Source organism: Pseudomonas songnenensis (assembly GCF_003696315.1).
GTDB classification, from domain to species: Bacteria; Pseudomonadota; Gammaproteobacteria; order Pseudomonadales; family Pseudomonadaceae; genus Stutzerimonas; species Stutzerimonas songnenensis.
This window is the reverse complement of record NZ_RFFN01000003.1, coordinates 91,469-107,707: the sequence shown is the minus strand read 5'-3', so window position 1 is coordinate 107,707 and position 16,239 is coordinate 91,469. Positions and strand designations below refer to the sequence as shown.

At 62.6% G+C, this 16,239-nt stretch carries 12 protein-coding genes; 7 read left to right on the top strand and 5 right to left on the bottom strand.

The genetic code is table 11. The features are described from left to right. Nucleotides 1-45: 45 nt before the first annotated feature. Nucleotides 46-1,548, bottom strand: a complete 1,503-nt coding sequence (ppx, locus tag EA798_RS09150) for an exopolyphosphatase (protein WP_106156007.1) — start codon at nucleotides 1,546-1,548, stop codon at nucleotides 46-48. 183 nt (nucleotides 1,549-1,731) lie between these two features. On the opposite strand from ppx, the gene trxA reads away from it, so the two are divergent. From trxA to EA798_RS09130, 4 genes are all read left to right on the top strand, one after another. Continuing rightward, nucleotides 1,732-2,058, top strand: a complete 327-nt coding sequence (trxA, locus tag EA798_RS09145; protein ID WP_015278393.1) for a thioredoxin TrxA — start codon at nucleotides 1,732-1,734, stop codon at nucleotides 2,056-2,058. Between the two features lie 231 nt (nucleotides 2,059-2,289). Continuing rightward, a complete protein-coding gene (gene rho / locus EA798_RS09140; RefSeq protein WP_014821732.1) occupies nucleotides 2,290-3,549 on the top strand; it encodes a transcription termination factor Rho in 1,260 nt (419 codons plus the stop codon). Nucleotides 3,550-3,672: 123 nt separating this feature from the next. After that, nucleotides 3,673-5,139, top strand: a complete 1,467-nt coding sequence (gene ubiD, locus EA798_RS09135; protein ID WP_122098750.1) for a 4-hydroxy-3-polyprenylbenzoate decarboxylase — start codon at nucleotides 3,673-3,675, stop codon at nucleotides 5,137-5,139. Nucleotides 5,140-5,212: 73 nt separating this feature from the next. Beyond that, the gene (locus tag EA798_RS09130) at nucleotides 5,213-6,184 is read left to right on the top strand and encodes a CDP-6-deoxy-delta-3,4-glucoseen reductase (RefSeq protein WP_106156005.1); all 972 of its coding nucleotides are present in this window, start codon (nucleotides 5,213-5,215) and stop codon (nucleotides 6,182-6,184) included. A gap of 59 nt (nucleotides 6,185-6,243) precedes the next feature. Here EA798_RS09130 and EA798_RS09125 read toward each other — a convergent pair whose 3' ends face one another. The 3 genes from EA798_RS09125 to EA798_RS09115 form a co-directional block, all read right to left on the bottom strand. Next, entirely contained in the window at nucleotides 6,244-6,909 is a 666-nt protein-coding gene (locus EA798_RS09125) for an SPOR domain-containing protein (protein ID WP_106156004.1), read from the bottom strand. Beyond that, nucleotides 6,910-8,649: an arginine--tRNA ligase gene (argS, locus tag EA798_RS09120; protein WP_122098749.1), complete on the bottom strand. Its 1,740-nt coding sequence runs from the start codon at nucleotides 8,647-8,649 to the stop codon at nucleotides 6,910-6,912. Nucleotides 8,650-8,762: 113 nt separating this feature from the next. Continuing rightward, a complete protein-coding gene (locus EA798_RS09115) occupies nucleotides 8,763-10,985 on the bottom strand; it encodes a primosomal protein N' (RefSeq protein WP_122098748.1) in 2,223 nt (740 codons plus the stop codon). A gap of 196 nt (nucleotides 10,986-11,181) precedes the next feature. Here EA798_RS09115 and rpmE point away from each other — a divergent pair, with 196 nt between their 5' ends. The 3 genes from rpmE (at nucleotide 11,182) to EA798_RS09100 (ending at nucleotide 13,638) form a co-directional block, all read left to right on the top strand. Next, nucleotides 11,182-11,394, top strand: a complete 213-nt coding sequence (gene rpmE, locus EA798_RS09110; RefSeq protein WP_014821726.1) for a 50S ribosomal protein L31 — start codon at nucleotides 11,182-11,184, stop codon at nucleotides 11,392-11,394. A 20-nt stretch (nucleotides 11,395-11,414) separates the two neighbouring features. After that, complete coding sequence (locus EA798_RS09105; RefSeq protein WP_122098747.1) at nucleotides 11,415-12,212, top strand: thermonuclease family protein; 798 nt, start codon at nucleotides 11,415-11,417, stop codon at nucleotides 12,210-12,212. Between the two features lie 157 nt (nucleotides 12,213-12,369). After that, nucleotides 12,370-13,638 (top strand): malic enzyme-like NAD(P)-binding protein, encoded by a 1,269-nt coding sequence (locus EA798_RS09100; protein WP_122098746.1) that lies wholly within the window; start codon nucleotides 12,370-12,372, stop codon nucleotides 13,636-13,638. Between the two features lie 69 nt (nucleotides 13,639-13,707). Here the strand turns inward: EA798_RS09100 and EA798_RS09095 are convergent, their stop codons facing one another. Next, entirely contained in the window at nucleotides 13,708-16,137 is a 2,430-nt protein-coding gene (locus EA798_RS09095; RefSeq protein ID WP_122098745.1) for a penicillin-binding protein 1A, read from the bottom strand. Nucleotides 16,138-16,239 lie beyond the last annotated feature (102 nt).

The following is a 16,239-nucleotide window of genomic DNA, read 5'->3' as shown; positions in this document are numbered from 1 at the left end:
GCTGGCGGTTAGCTGAATGAACAAGGGCCCCTGCGGGCCCTTGTTTCATTTCATGCGCAGTTCGTAACCCACCCGTGCGAGCCAGGCGGCTTCGGCCTCGAAGTCGGCGCGGGTCAGCGGGTTGGCGTTCAGCCAGTCGGTCGGGAAGATCAGCTCCAGGCTGCGCTCGTCGGCCTTCAGTTGCACATCGGAGACGGCATTGGCGCCGCGGATGTGGTGAAACAGAATCGCAAAGCGCAGCAGGATGCACAGGCGAACCAGGGCATCGGCGTCGGCCCCGGTCTCACCGAACTTGTCCTGCGGAATATTGCGCCGGTGGCCGCGTACCAGCAGCGCCAGCATCAACTGATCCTGACGAGAGAAGCCCGGCAGGTCGGAGTGTTCGATCAGATAGGCGCCATGCTTGTGATAATGATAGTGAGCGATGTCCAGCCCAACTTCGTGTACCCGGGCAGCCCAGGCGAGCAACTCACGATGCCAGTCCTGATCGAGGTTCCAGGATTCGGCCACCTGGTCGAAGGCCTCCAGCGCCTTGGCCTCGACCCGTGCGGCCTGCTCCATGTCGACGTGGTAGCGCTCCATGAGAAAGCTCAGCGAGCGGTCGCGGATGTCCTCGTCGTGATGGCGGCCCAGCAGGTCGTAGAGCACGCCTTCACGCAGCGCGCCTTCGGAGTGGGTCATGCTGCTGATCTCGAGGGCATCGAAAATCGCCTCGAGAATCGCCAGACCCGCCGGAAACACCCCGCGGCGATCCGGCTTGATGCCGTCGATATCGATCTTTTCCACATCGCCGAGCTTGAACAGCTTGCGCTTGAGCCAGCCCAGACCTTCGAGATTGACTTCGCCGTTGCCGAAGCCACCGCTCTTGATCGCCAGACCGACGGCGCGAATGGTGCCGGATGCTCCAATGGATTCCTGCCAGCCGAGCCGGCGCAGGCCGTGCTCGATGCCCATCAGCTCGACGCGCGCCGCCGTGTAGGCTTGGGCGTAGCGCGCCGGGGTGATCTTGCCGTCGCGGAAGAAGCGCTGGGTATAGCTCACGCAGCCCATCTGCAGGCTTTCGCGCAGCTGCGACTCGAAGCCTTCGCCGATGATGAATTCGGTGCTTCCGCCGCCGATGTCAGCGACCAGACGGCGGCCCTGGCTGGCGGGGATGGTGTGCGACACGCCGAGGTAGATCAGGCGTGCTTCTTCGCGGCCGGAAATGACTTCCACCTGATGATCGATGATCTCTTCGGCCCGGCGGATGAAGGTGGCACGATTGCGCGCCTCGCGCAGGGCGTTGGTGCCGACGATGCGCACGGCGCCCTGCGGCAGGTGGTTGACCATCTGCGCGAAGCGCCGCAGACAGTCCAATCCGCGCTGCATGGCGGCCTCGTCGAGCAGGCGGTTCTCGTCGATGCCCGCGGCCAGCTGGACCTTCTCGCCGAGCCGTTCGAGGATGCGCATTTCGCCGTTGGCGGTGCGGGCGAGCACCATATGAAAGCTGTTCGAGCCCAGATCCAGGGCGGCGATCATGGGGAAGGTATCGGCGGTGTTCTGGCGCATTGGGCGGTCTCGATGCAAAACCCCGACATCCTGACACGATCGTCCCCATCCGCCAACGCAGTCATCGCAGCAGCGGCCTGCTGCGGGCGGGCGCTCGTCGCCTGCTGGCGGGTCTGCTGCTTTCGATCCGTTCACAGTAGGGCTATGATGGCGACCTTTCCGTTCCGACCCTGGAGAAAATCCATGAGCGACTACATCAACAATGTCAGCGACAGCAGTTTCGAGCAGGACGTCCTCCAGGCCGACGGTCCCGTACTGGTCGACTACTGGGCTGAATGGTGTGGCCCCTGCAAGATGATCGCGCCGGTACTCGACGAGATCGCCAAGGAATACGAAGGCCGTCTGAAGGTCTGCAAGCTCAACATCGACGAGAACCAGGAAACGCCGCCAAAGTATGGCGTGCGTGGCATTCCGACGCTGATGCTGTTCAAGAACGGCAACGTCGAAGCCACCAAGGTGGGCGCATTGTCCAAGTCGCAGCTGGCAGCCTTCCTCGACAGCAACATCTGAGTTCGCCGACGTTCTCTTCCAAAGCCCCCGCACAAGCGGGGGCTTTTTTTATCGGCAGGGTGGACGCTTCGTCTGCACGGTGCTAAATTCGGCCTCGCGACGCATTCTTCCGTCGCCCTCTGCACGCCGTCGCCGACGCACTTCAGCCTCATAAAGCACAACGAACCTGTTCGTCTCTTGCTGCGCGGCTTCTCAAGCTAATCGCTTTCTACATCCTTCCTGACTCTCTCTATGAATCTGACTGAACTCAAGCAAAAGCCCATCACCGAACTGCTGGAAATGGCCGAACAGATGGGCATCGACAACATGGCCCGTTCGCGCAAGCAGGACGTGATTTTCTCCCTGCTGAAGAAGCACGCGAAAAGCGGCGAGGAAATTTCCGGTGATGGCGTGCTGGAGATTCTCCAGGACGGTTTCGGCTTCCTGCGCTCCGCGGATTCTTCCTATCTGGCCGGCCCGGACGACATCTACGTCTCGCCCAGCCAGATTCGTCGCTTCAATCTGCGTACCGGTGACACCATCATCGGCAAGATTCGCCCGCCCAAGGAAGGCGAGCGTTACTTCGCCCTGCTCAAGGTCGACTCGATCAACTACGATCGGCCGGAGAACGCGAAGAACAAGATCCTCTTCGAAAACCTGACCCCGCTGTTCGCCAACGAGCGCCTGAAGATGGAAGCCGGCAACGGCTCCACCGAAGACCTCACTGGTCGTGTGATCGACCTCTGTGCACCGATCGGCAAGGGCCAGCGCGGTCTCATCGTCGCGCCGCCGAAGGCGGGCAAGACGATCATGCTGCAGAACATTGCCAGCAACATCACCCGTAACAATCCCGAGTGCCACCTGATCGTTCTGCTGATCGACGAGCGCCCGGAAGAAGTGACCGAAATGCAGCGCACCGTGCGCGGCGAAGTGGTTGCCTCAACCTTCGACGAACCGCCGACCCGGCACGTGCAGGTTGCCGAAATGGTGATCGAGAAGGCCAAGCGCCTGGTCGAGCACAAGAAGGATGTGGTCATCCTGCTCGACTCCATCACCCGTCTGGCGCGTGCCTACAACACGGTGATCCCGAGCTCCGGCAAGGTGCTGACCGGTGGTGTCGACGCCCATGCGCTGGAAAAACCCAAGCGCTTCTTCGGTGCCGCGCGCAATATCGAGGAAGGCGGTTCGCTGACCATTCTCGCCACTGCGCTGGTGGAAACCGGCTCGAAGATGGACGAGGTGATCTACGAGGAATTCAAGGGCACCGGTAACCTGGAGCTTCAGCTCGATCGCCGCATTGCCGAGAAGCGCGTGTTCCCGGCCATCAACATCAATCGCTCGGGTACCCGCCGCGAAGAGTTGCTGACCAGCGAAGAAGAGCTGCAGCGCATCTGGATTCTGCGCAAGCTGCTGCACCCGATGGATGAAAGCGCGGCCATCGAGTTCCTGCTCGACAAGCTCAAGGACACCAAGACCAACGACGAATTCTTCATGTCCATGAAGCGCAAGTAAGCGACTCGTCGTTACCCACAAGGCCGGGGAAACCCGGCCTTCGTCTGTCTGCAGGTTTTGGAAAATCCCGCGCTGGGGCTAAACTTTGCGCCCCGACCCTGCCGGCCCATGCGAGGCTCAAGCATGCAGTATCGCGATCTGCGCGACTTTATCAGCGGCCTGGAAAAACGTGGCGAGCTCAAGCGCATCACCACTGCCGTCTCTCCCGTTCTGGAAATGACCGAGATCTGCGACCGCACCCTGCGCAAGCAGGGCCCGGCGCTGCTGTTCGAGAACCCGGCCGGTTTCGACATGCCGGTGCTCGGCAACCTGTTCGGCACGCCGCAACGGGTCGCCCTGGGCATGGGCGCCGAGGATGTCTCCGAGCTGCGCGAGATTGGCAAGCTGCTGGCGTTCCTCAAGGAGCCGGAGCCACCCAAGGGGCTGAAGGACGCCTGGAACAAGCTGCCGATCTACAAGAAGGTCATCAGCATGGCGCCCAAGGTGCTCAAGGATGCGCCTTGTCATGAGGTGATCATCGAGGGCGACGACGTCGACCTGACGAAGATTCCGGTGCAGCACTGCTGGCCGGGCGACGCTGCGCCGCTGATCACCTGGGGGCTGACCATCACCAAGGGGCCGAACAAGGAGCGGCAGAACCTCGGCATCTACCGTCAGCAGGTGATCGGCCGCAACAAGGTCATCATGCGCTGGTTGAGCCACCGCGGCGGAGCGCTGGATTTCCGCGAATGGTGCGAGAAGTACCCTGATCGACCCTACCCGGTGGCAGTGGCGCTGGGTGCCGATCCGGCGACCATTCTCGGCGCGGTCACGCCTGTTCCCGATTCGCTCTCCGAATATGCCTTCGCCGGCCTGCTGCGCGGCTCGCGCACCGAGCTGGTCAAGGCGATCGGCTCCGATCTGCAGGTGCCGGCCTATGCCGAGATCGTCCTGGAAGGGCATATCCACCCAGGCGAGATGGCCGACGAAGGCCCCTACGGCGATCACACCGGCTACTACAACGAAGTAGATCGTTTCCCGGTATTCACCGTCGAGCGCATCACGCAGCGCAGAAATCCGATCTACCACAGCACCTACACCGGGCGGCCGCCAGATGAGCCGGCGATTCTTGGTGTGGCGCTGAACGAGGTGTTCGTGCCGATTCTGCAGAAGCAGTTCCCGGAGATCGTCGACTTCTACCTGCCGCCTGAAGGCTGTTCCTACCGCATGGCGGTGGTGACCATGAAGAAGCAGTACCCCGGTCACGCCAAGCGGGTCATGCTGGGCGTATGGAGCTTCCTGCGTCAGTTCATGTACACCAAGTTCGTCATCGTCACCGACGACGACATCAATGCTCGCGACTGGAACGACGTGATCTGGGCCATCACCACACGCATGGACCCCAAACGCGACACGGTGATGATCGACAATACACCGATCGACTACCTGGATTTCGCCTCGCCGATCTCCGGGTTGGGCTCGAAGATGGGGCTGGATGCCACCCACAAATGGCCAGGCGAGACCAACCGCGAATGGGGGCGGGCCATCGTTCAGGATCCGGCGGTGAAGCAGCGGGTCGATGAACTCTGGTCGCAGCTGGGTATCGACTGACATAACCGAAGAGGCGAGCCCGAGCTCGCCCGAAGCCTTGGCGGGTCCTCCCGTTCACTGATAAGACGTGCACATGAAAGTTACCTTGCAGCCATCCGGCGCCGTGCTCGATGTACGGCCCGGCGAACGATTTCTCGATGCCGCCAGGCGTCTGGGCTACGAATGCCCGCAGAGCTGCCGCAATGGCAACTGCCATATCTGCGCCTCGCTGCTGGTCGAGGGGAGCGTGCGCCAGTCCGGCGAGATTCGGGATCATGGCGAGCTGTTGGCCTGCCTGGCCGAACCGCTGGAAGACTGTGTGCTGCTCTGGGATGGCGTGCTGGCACCAGGCGAGCTGCCGGTGCGTGAGCTGAGCTGTCAGCTGAGTAGTTATGAAGAGGTCGGTGGCGATGTGGTGCGTGTGCGCCTGCGCCTGCCCGCTGGCCGGCAACCGCGCTATCACGCCGGCCAGTACCTGCTGCTGCAGCGGGAGGATGGCGAGTGGTCGGCGTTTTCCCTCGCCTCGGCGCCTGGGAGCGGTCGGGAGCTCGAGCTGCACGTGCTGGCTCGCGAGGAGTCCGCCATCGAGCTGCTGGCGTTCCTGCGCCGCCAGGGCTTCGCCCGAATCCAGATGCCCTTTGGCGATACGCACCTGGCCGAGCTGCCGGATGGCCCGCTGGTCTTGGTCGCCGCCGGCACCGGCATGGCGCAGATGCACAGCCTGATCGAATACTGCCGCGCCGCGGGCTTCGCGCATCCGGTACATCTTTACTGGGGCGTGAGGCGGCCGGAGGATTTCTACCAGCTGCCGCACTGGGAAGAGTGGCAGGGCATGAGCAATCTGCATCTGCACCGGGTGGTCAGTGATGTCTGTGGCTGGGAAGGGCGCTGCGGCATGCTGCACGAGGCGATTCGCGAGGATTTCAGCGATCTCAAACCGCTGCGCGTCTATGCCAGCGGCTCGCCGTCGATGGTCTACGGCACGCTCGATGCACTGGTGGAGGCGGGGATGGATCCTCATCAGATGCGCGCGGATGTGTTTGCCTACGCGCCGCGGGAAAGCTGATTCGCTTCGCCAGAACGAAAAACGCCGGGTCGAAAGCCCGGCGTTTTCGTTTAGTGCGCTCAGCGCGCCTGGCGCTGCTGTAGCAGAAGGTTCTTGTAACCGCTTGCAGCCAGCGTCTTCTGCGCGGCATTCAGCTGCTCGCGGCTGCTGAACGGTCCGACCAGCACCCGATACCAGGGCTCGTCGCGCACCTTGACGCTCTCCACGCGTACATCCTGGCCGAGCAGGATGATCTGCGCGCGAACGCGATCGGCCTCGGCCTGCTGGCGGAAGGAGCCGGCCTGCAGGAAGAACTGGGTCACCGGTGCCTTGGCCACGGTGGGTGGTGGCGGTGGCACCTGACCATTGAGGGCGGCCTGGGCGCGGGCTTCTTCAATCTTCGCCGCTTCTTCCGGTGTGACCGGCGCAGTCGGCGGCTCGGGCTGCTTGGCCTCCGGCGGCAGGATCACTTCGGACTCGGGCAGCAGGGTATAGAAGTCATACTTCGGCTTGGCTGGCTGCTCGCTGGTCGGCGTGCGCTTGGGCTGTTCCTTGATCGCGGTCTTGGGGGCTTCCTTGGCGCGTTTGACTTCTTCGCCGCCCGGCTCGAGGCTCATCAGGAACACGATGAAGCCGCCAATCACCAGGCCGCAGACCAGCCAGATCCAGCCTGGCACGGCTTGTTTCGCTGGCGCCTGATAGCGACTGGCGCCCCGCTTGGGCGCGGCTTTCTTCCTTGCAGCCACTTACATGCGCTCCAGAGTTTCCAGGCCGAGAAGTTCCAGGCCCTGCTTGAGGGTCTTGCCGGTCAGGGCGGCCAGGCGCAGCCGGCTTTGCTTCTGTTCTTCCTGTTCGGCACTGAGAATCGGACAGTGCTCATAGAAGTTGGAGAACAGACCGGCCAGATCGTACAGGTAAGCGCACAGCAGGTGCGGTTCCCCTTTCTCGCCGACGCTGTTGAGCACCTCGCCGAACTGCGCAAGCTTGGCGGCCAGGGCGAGCTCCTGCTCGGCTTCCAGGCGAATGTGCCCGGTGGTTTCGTCGATGCCCTTGCCCAGCTTGCGGAAAACACTGGCCACACGGGTGTAGGCATAAAGAAGGTAGGGTGCGGTGTTGCCTTCGAAGCTGAGCATCAGCTCGAAGTTGAAGCGGTAATCGCTGGTGCGATGCTTGGACAGGTCGGCGTACTTGACCGCGCTGATGCCCACCGCCCGGGCGATCTGGCGCAGGTCCGTCTCGTCGAGCTCGGGGTTCTTGCCCTTGACCAGGGCATAGGCGCGCTGCTCGGCTTCGTCGAGCAGATCGATCAGCTTGACCGTGCCGCCATCGCGGGTCTTGAACGGGCGGCCGTCGGCGCCGTTCATGGTGCCGAAGCCCATGTGTTCCAGCTGCATGCCTTCATGGACGAAGCCCGCGCGGCGGGCCACTTCGAAGGCCATCTGGAAGTGCAGCGCCTGGCGCTGATCGACGAAATACAGCGCGCGGTCGGCGTGCAGCTGCTGGCTGCGATAGCGCATGGCGGCCAGGTCGGTGGTGGCATAGAGATAGCCGCCACCGGCCTTCTGCACGATCACCGGCAGCGGGTTGCCTTCGGCGTTCTTGAATTCATCGAGGAAGACGCACTGGGCGCCATTGTCCTCGGTGAGCAGGCCTTTTTCGCGCAGGGCCTCGACGATGTCGGCCAGGTCGGCGTTGTAGGCGCTTTCGCCCTTGACGTCAGCCGGCGTCAGCTTGACGTTGAGGCGGTCATAGATCTTCTGGCAGTGCGACAGCGAGATATCGTTGAAGCGCGTCCAGAGACTCAGGCACTGGGCATCGCCCGCCTGCAGCTTGACCACCAGCTCACGGGCACGATCGGCGAACTCGGGCGACTCGTCGAAGCGCTGCTTGGCGGCGCGGTAGAACTGCTCGAGGTCGGCCAGCTCGCTCTCGGCGGCGGCCGGCTTCTCCTCGAGATAGGCCAGCAGCATGCCGAACTGGGTGCCCCAGTCGCCGACGTGGTTCTGCCGGATCACCTCATCGCCGAGAAACTCCAGAACACGGCCCACCGCGTCACCAATGATGGTCGAGCGCAAATGCCCGACGTGCATCTCCTTGGCCAGGTTCGGCGAGGACAGGTCAACCACCACGCGTTGCGTAGCGCTTGCCTTGCGCACGGCCAGCTGTGGGTCGGCCAGGGCGGTTTCGAGGCGCTCGGCCAGGGCGTCGCTGTTCTGGAAGAAGTTCAGAAAGCCCGGTCCGGCGATTTCCACCTTGCTGACCTGTGCATCCTGCGGCAGTGCGGCGATCAGCTTCTCGGCCAGGTCGCGCGGCTTCAGGCCGGCCGGCTTGGCCAGCATCAGGGCGATGTTGCTGGCGAAATCACCGTGACTCTTGTCCTTGGTGTTTTCCACCTGAATAGCAGGTGTCAGGCCTTCGGGCAGCACGCCTTCGCTGGTAAGACGAACAAGGGCTTGCTGGATCAGGTGGCGAATGCTGTCTTTCATGGTCGGCTCGGTCCGCAAGAGTGCGCGAAAACCCGGCATTATCGGGGTGCGATGGGTGTGGCTTCAAGGTGCGTAGCACCCAAGCCGGGAAAAGTGCCGTCAATGCGGGGCGATCAGAACAGGTCGATCGGGTCGACATCCAGGCTCCAGCGTACCGCTCGGCTACCGGGCAGTTGTTCGAGCATGGGGGTCCAGACGCCCATCAGGCGGTGCAGCGTCGCCCTGGCGTTGCCTTGAAGCAGCAACTGGGCCCGATAGCGTCCGGCGCGCCGCTCCATTGGGGCGGGAACCGGCCCGAGCAGTTCGATGCCGTTGAGCTGCAGCTGGTCGAGCAGCTGTTCGGCGAGGCTGCAGGCGTCGTCGAGAAAGGCTTCGGCCTGGCCCGGTTTCTGCGCTTCGGCGCGTAGTAGCGCCAGGTGGCTGAACGGCGGCAGGCCGGCGGCGCGGCGTTCGGAAAGCGCCTGCTCGGCGAAGGCGAAATAGCCTTGCTCGGTCAGCTGGACCAACAGCGGATGATCGGCCAGATGCGTCTGGATGATGACCTTGCCAGGTTCTTCTGCCCGCCCGGCGCGCCCGGCGACCTGGACGATGAGTTGGGCCATGCGTTCGCTGGCGCGGAAGTCGGCGGAGAACAGTCCACCGTCTGCGTCGAGTATCGCCACCAGCGTGACGCGGGGGAAATGGTGCCCCTTGGCGAGCATCTGCGTGCCGACCAGCAGGCAGGGTTCGCCGCGGTTGATGGTGCCAATCATCTGTTCCATCGCGCCCTTGCGCGCGGTGCTGTCGCGGTCGATGCGCAACACCGGGTAGTCGGGGAACAGAATGCCCAGGCGCTCCTCGGCGCGCTCGGTCCCGGCCCCTACCGGGCGCAAGTCGACCTTGCCGCAGTCCGGGCAGTTGCGCGGTGGGCGCTCGACGTGCCCGCAGTGGTGGCAGCGCAGTTCGTTGTGGCGTTGATGCAGGGTCATCCGCGCATCGCAGCGTGGGCATTGGCTGAGCCAGCCGCAGTCATGACAGAGCAGGGTGGGGGCGAAACCGCGTCGGTTGAGGTAGATCAGTACCTGCTGCCCGGCAGCAAGGGTTTGGCCGATGGCCTGTTGCAGCGGACCGGAAATGCCGGCATCCAGTGGGCGGCTCTTCACGTCCAGGCGCAAGAAGCGCGGGGACTGGGCATTGCCGGCACGTTGGGTAAGTTTGAGTAGCGCATAGCGCCCACTGTGGGCGTTGTGCAGACTCTCCAGCGACGGTGTGGCGGAGCCGAGCACGATCGGCAGGTTTTCCTGGCGTGCGCGCAGCAGGGCCAGATCGCGGGCGTGATAGCGCAGGCCCTCTTGCTGCTTGTAGGAGGCGTCGTGCTCCTCGTCGATGATGATCAGTCCCGGATTCTTCATCGGCGTGAACAGCGCCGAGCGGGTACCGATGATGATGTCCGCTTCGCCGTCGCGGGCGGCAAGCCAGGCATCGAGTCGGTCACGATCATTGACGTTGGAGTGCAGCAGCGCGATCCGGGCATTGAAGCGCTGCTCGAAGCGGGCAAGTGTCTGTGGCCCAAGGTTGATCTCCGGGATCAGCACCAGGGCCTGCTTGCCGGCTTCCAGTACGCGATGAATCAGTTGCAGATAAACCTCGGTCTTGCCACTGCCAGTTACGCCGGCCAGCAGGAACGCCTGAAATCCTCCGAGGCCGGCACTCACGGCTTCGAAGGCCGCGCGCTGCTGCGTGTTCAGGGTGAGTTCGGCCTGCAGCAGCCAGCTGCCACTGTGCCCGCGGGACGGCTTGCTGCGGCGTGATTCGATATGCACCAGCCCCTTCTCCAGCAGCAGATCGAGGCTGTCCTTGTTCAGCTGCAGTTTGCTGAGCAGTGCATGCGGCACGCCGTGAGCATGCTGGGCGATGGTTTTCAGGGCTTCGCGCTGTCGAGGTGCGCGGGCCAGGCGTGGATCGTCCGGGCTGGCGCCTTCGGCCAGGCGCCAGTAGCGCTCCTGGCGCGCCTCGGCCGGCTCGCCCTGGCGCAGCAGGGCTGGCAGTGCCCAGCTGAGGGTGTCGCCCAGGCTGTGCTGGTAGTACTGCGCGGTCCACAGGCAAAGCTTGAACAGTGGCGCGGGCAGCGGTGGCTTGGCATCCAGCAATTCCAGCGCCGGCTTGAGCTTTTCCACCGGCACTTCGCTTTGGTCGCTCAGCTCGACCAGAATGCCGACCACCTCGCGTCGCCCGAAGGGCACGCGCAAGCGCACGCCTGGTTGCAGGGCGGCGCGCGACACGCCTGCCGGCGGCAGATAATCGAACAGACGGCGCAAGGGCGAGGGTAACGCCAGGCGGAGGATGCTGGAAGGCAAGCGGTGTTCCTTGGCAATGAGCGCAGATGGTAAACGATCGTACCGTTTGCCGCCGAGGCGAAGCACCTCTTCGGCCGGGCGTTGCGCTGGTCGCCTGCGCTTGCATCACCCTAGCGCTCTGGTATGATTCGCGCCCTACTTCGTGCGGTACTCGACATAGGGTCGGGTGGCGGCACACAATCCTAGAGGTTTCATCATGAAAGCCGATATCCATCCGAATTACGTAGAAATCGAGGCCACCTGCAGCTGTGGCAACGTCATCAAGACCCGTTCCACGCTGGGCAAGAACCTGAGCCTCGACGTGTGCTCCGAGTGCCACCCGTTCTACACCGGCAAGCAGAAGGTTCTGGATACCGGCGGCCGTATCGATCGCTTCAAGCAGCGTTTCGGTGTGTTCGGCGCCAAGTAATCTGGCGTACCGGGAATCCGATGGGATTTTCCGAGCACATGAAAAAGGCGTCCCTGGTGGGCGCCTTTTTCGTTTCCGTCTTCTGGCACGTGTCAACACTGGCGTTCTTCTGCCCGCCCCCGGGGCGTCTGCCGCTGGTGGACGTGGCGCGAGTGATCGATGGCGACACGCTGCGCCTGGCCGATGGCCGCAGCGTCCGGCTGATCGGCATCAATACGCCCGAGCTGGGGCGTGACGGGCGCAGGGCGGAGCCGTACGCTGTAGCGGCACAGCGAAGGCTGCAGGCATTGGTGAATGCCAGTGATGGCCGGGTCGGGCTGGTCGTGGGGCGGGAGCGTAAGGATCGCTACGGGCGCGTCCTGGCTCACGCCTATGACGCCAACGGCATCAATCTCGAGGCGTCGCTGCTTGCCGAGGGGCTTGGGTTCATGGTCGCGCTTGCGCCGAACACCGCGCTGGTGGCCTGCCATCAGCGGGCGGAGCAGCATGGGCGTCATGAGCGTCTGGGTGTCTGGCGCAAGCAGACGCCGCGCTCCCCGCAGTCACTCAGGCAGGGTGGCTTCACGTTGATCGACGCCAAGGTGGCGCGGGTAGAGCGCAATCGCAGCGGTTACTGGCTGGAGATGGACGGTCCACTGGTGGTGCATATACCTGCGCAGGCATTCGATGCGTTCGATCTTCGCACGCTGGATGCGCTCATCGGGAAGCGGCTCGAGCCAAGGGGTTGGGTGGTCGATCGCCGTGGGCGGGTCGCGGCTGGCCAGGCTCGCTGGATGCTGCGGATCACGCATCCGGCCATGCTTGGCCGGTTTCGCTGAGACTCTTCTTTTGTCTGCTGGTCGCGCTGCGCGTCTACCCGGAAAGTCGTATTGGCGCGGGCTTGACAGCCAGCTTGCCGACTGGCTTGTGACTGCGCTTGTTCTTGGCGTATGCTCGACCGCCTGTCTGTCCCAGTAAAATAAGCGGAAATGCCACATGACTGACCTGAAAACTGCCGCGCTCGAATACCATGCCCAACCCCGTCCGGGAAAACTGAGCGTCGAGCTGACCAAGCCCACCGCTACCGCTCGTGATTTGTCTCTGGCGTACAGCCCGGGTGTCGCCGAGCCGGTACGTGAAATCGCGCGTGATGCGGAGCTGGCTTACCGTTACACCGGCAAAGGCAACCTGGTGGCGGTTATCTCCGATGGCACCGCTATTCTCGGCCTGGGCAACCTCGGTCCACTGGCATCCAAGCCGGTGATGGAAGGCAAAGGCGTGCTGTTCAAGCGATTCGCCGGTGTCGACGTCTTCGACATCGAAGTGGATGCCGAAAGCCCTCAGGCTTTCATCGATACGGTCAAGCGTATCTCCATCACTTTCGGCGGCATCAATCTCGAGGACATCAAGGCGCCCGAGTGCTTTGAGATCGAGCGTGCGCTGATCGAGCAGTGCGACATTCCGGTGTTTCACGATGACCAGCATGGCACTGCCATCGTTACCGCGGCAGGCATGCTCAACGCACTGGAAATTGCCGGCAAGACACTGGAGCAGGCGAAGATCGTCTGCCTCGGCGCTGGTGCAGCTGCAACTTCGTGCATGAAGCTGCTGGTCAGCATGGGTGCGAAGATCGAAAACATCTTCATGATCGACCGGAAGGGCGTGATTCACGCCGGCCGTGACGATCTGAATCAGTACAAGGCTGTGTTCGCTCACGAAACCGACAAGCGCACCCTGGATGATGCCCTCGAAGGCGCCGACGTTTTCGTCGGCCTGTCCGGTGCCAACCTGCTGAGCCCTGAGGGGCTCAAGCGCATGGCGGCCAACCCGGTTGTTTTCGCCTGTTCCAATCCTGATCCGGAGATCAGTCCCGAGCTGGCGCATGCGACGCGTTCCGACGTGATCATGGCCACCGGTCGTTCTGACTATCCGAACCAGGTCAACAACGTACTCGGCTTTCCGTTCATCTTCCGTGGCGCCCTGGACGTTCGCGCCAAGCGCATCAACGAGGAGATGAAAATCGCTGCCGCCATCGCGTTGCGCGATCTTGCCAAGCTGCCGGTGCCGGCTGAGGTGGCCGCCGCTTATGGGGTAGACAGCCTGGAGTTCGGCCGCCAGTACATCATCCCGAAGCCCATGGATCCGCGCCTGATCACGCTGGTGTCTGATGCCGTGGCGAAGGCGGCGATTGAGAGTGGCGTTGCAACCCTGCCTTATCCGTCGCACTACCCGCTGCAGTCGGTACAGGACGTGTTCAACGGCTGACCAGCGTTGAGTTGAATAAAAACCCCGCCTTGGCGGGGTTTTTTATGGGCTGAATAAATGGGTGGGCGATCAGAACAGATCGAGCGGCGCCGCTTCGTCGGCGGGCAGCGGGCTGCCGGGTGCCTGATACCCCGGATCGAACTCGCCCATCGGTGGCGGCGAGTCTTCGCTTTTGAACACCTCGAAGTAGGCATCGGGTGTGCCCGGCGTGGCCGCTCGGCCACTAATCGGGTCGATACGCAGCTTGAGCAGTCCGTTCGGCTCCGCCGGTGGATGCTCGGGCATGTCCTTGAGCACCGCGCTCATATAGTTCATCCAGATCGGCAGTGCCACCGTGCCGCCGTACTCGTTGCGACCGAGGCTCTGCGGCTGATCGAAGCCAGCCCACACCGTGGTGACGATGTCGGCGTTATAGCCGGAGAACCAGCTGTCTATCGAGTCGTTGGTGGTGCCGGTTTTGCCAGCAATGTCATTTCGGCCCATCGCCAGCGCGCGCCGGCCCGTGCCTCGCTTGATAACGTCCTGCAGCATGCTGGTCATGATGTAGGCGGTGCGCTCATCCAGCACTTGCTCGGCAAAGCGCGGTCCGGCGTCCGTCGGCTCGTCTGTGTCGAGCACTCCGCTAGCCGGCGCAGCAAAGGTGGCGGCGTCCGCATCCGCAGGCTGGTCATCGTGTGGTGGGACTCTTGCCGGGTTGGCCTCGAATACCAGATTACCCTCGCGGTCTTCGATGCGTTGGATCAGGTACGGCTCGATCTTGTAGCCGCCATTGGCGAAGGTCGTCCAGCCGGTGGCTATCTCCATCGGCGTCAGGGTCGCAGTTCCCAGGGCTAGCGAAAGGTTGCGCGGCAGGTCCTGCGGATTGAAGCCGAAGCGGCTGATGTAATCGACCGTATGGTCGATGCCCATTGTCTGCAGCAGACGGATCGAAACCAGGTTCCTCGATTTGTAAAGTGCCTCCCGCATCCTGATTGGACCGAGGAAAGTGTTGTTATCGTTCTTCGGGCGCCAGATACGATCCATGCCCTGCTCGACGAAGACGATGGGGGAGTCGTTGACCAGGCTCGCGGCGGTGTAGCCCGCATCCAGTGCCGCGCTATATATGAAGGGCTTGAAGCTAGAGCCGGGCTGGCGCTTGGCCTGAATGGCGCGGTTGTAATTGCTCTGACCAAAAGAGAAACCGCCCGCCAAGGCTTCGATCGAACCATCTTGTGGATCGAGGGAAACCAGAGCTGCCTGTGCCTGCGGCACCTGGCTGAACAGGGCTGCCTCATCCTGCCAGCGAATGCGTATGACATCGCCTACCTTGACCACGTCTGCCGGGCGCTGCGGTCTGGGCCCCATGCTGTTGATCCCGAGATAAGGGCGGGCCCACTTCATGCTGTCCCAGCTCACCGCTTGCTCTTTACCGTCCCGGGTTAGGGCAAGGATGCCGCCAGCGTCGACCTGCGTCACAACGGCCGGCTGCAGGCCGGATAGGCCTCGGTACTTGGCGAGTTCTTGCGCCCAGTTATCGCGCGGCACATCGGCAAGGCGAGCCTCTGGTCCGCGATAACCATGGCGCTGGTCGTACTCGATGAGTCCGCTGTTGAGTGCGTTGTTTGCAGCTACCTGGCGCTCGCTCGAAACAGTGGTCTGCACCCTGAATCCGTCCGTGTATGCAGCGCTGCCGAAGCGTCCGACCATCTCTGCGCGGGCCATTTCGGCTATATACGACGCATCCAGTTCGGGCGCGGCGCCGTGGTATCGAGCGGTCTCAGGTTCAGCCAACGCCTGCCGATAACTAGAATCATCCAGTGAGCCCAATCTGAACATGCGCCCCAGGATCCAGTCGCGCCGCTCTTTGCTGCGGGCCGGGTTGACCACCGGGTTGAATGCGGAGGGTGCCTTGGGGAGGCCCGCAATCATCGCGAGCTGCGCCACGCTCAGTTCGGAAATGGGTTTGCCGTAGTAGACCTGGGACGCCGCCTCGATACCGTAGGCCCGATTACCCAAGTAGATCTTGTTGACGTACAGCTCGAGAATCTCGTTTTTGCTGAGTTCGCGCTCGATTTGCAGTGCCAGGAGGATCTCGTTGATCTTGCGTGAAAAGCTTCGTTCACTGGTGAGGAAGTAGTTCTTTGCTACCTGCATCGTGATGGTGCTGCCACCGGTCTGAATCTGCCCGCTTTTCAATAATTGCGTGGCAGCGCGCATCAGGCCGGTTATGTCGACGCCATAATGATTAGCGAAATTGTCATCCTCTGCGGCGAGCAACGCCTGGATGAACTCTGGGGGAATGTCTTCGAAACGAATCGGCGAGCGTCGCATCTCGCCGAACTCTGCGATCAGCTTTTCATCAGCGCTGTAGACGCGCAGTGGAATCTGTAGCTGTATGCTGCGAAGTGAGTCGACCGAAGGAAGGTTTGGGCTGAGGTAGAGAAAAGCACCGCTGATGCTGAGCAGCAGGGCGCAAAAAACTGCGAAGCACGACCAGAGAAGAAATTTCAAAAAACGCATCGGGGTTCTTGGAATCCAGGATTTTGAGGGGAGGAGCGGCGGCGATGCTGAAAGGGAAAACCGTTCACATTATATGCGTTTTTTTTGCCGGGTAGCCATTTG